Origin of the sequence: Methylobacterium sp. E-066, from assembly GCF_022829635.1 — a bacterium.
GTDB lineage: Bacteria > Pseudomonadota > Alphaproteobacteria > Rhizobiales > Beijerinckiaceae > Methylobacterium.
The window spans coordinates 1-301 of record NZ_JAKSYO010000197.1; the positions used below are offsets into that span (position 1 = coordinate 1).

The following is a 301-nucleotide window of genomic DNA, read 5'->3' on the forward strand; positions in this document are numbered from 1 at the left end:
AGCGGGCACATAGCCCGACGCGCCGGATGCGACAGTCCCGCAAGGAACGGCTGCAGCCACCGCTTCAGATCCTCACGCCATCCGCCAGCACCTGACATCGCGAGCACCCCCCCTCATGGCCGTGGCAGGCGAATCCGCACAAACCTCCACCGTTCCCTCAATCTGCCAAAGTAGTGCTAGGTCGCGGACTCATAAAGTCCGCAGCCAGCCCCGGACGGCGGCGAGTTCGCCGCTGGCAAGAAAGTTGTCGGGATCCTTGTCGTAACGGGTGTCGACTGCTCGCAAGGTCCTGATCTTGCGG

Annotated in this window: 1 pseudogene; it reads right to left on the reverse strand. The window is 63.8% G+C overall.

The features are described from left to right. Positions 1-189: 189 nt before the first annotated feature. Positions 190-301 (reverse strand): annotated as a pseudogene (locus tag MKL20_RS29755) (IS5/IS1182 family transposase); the annotation flags it as partial.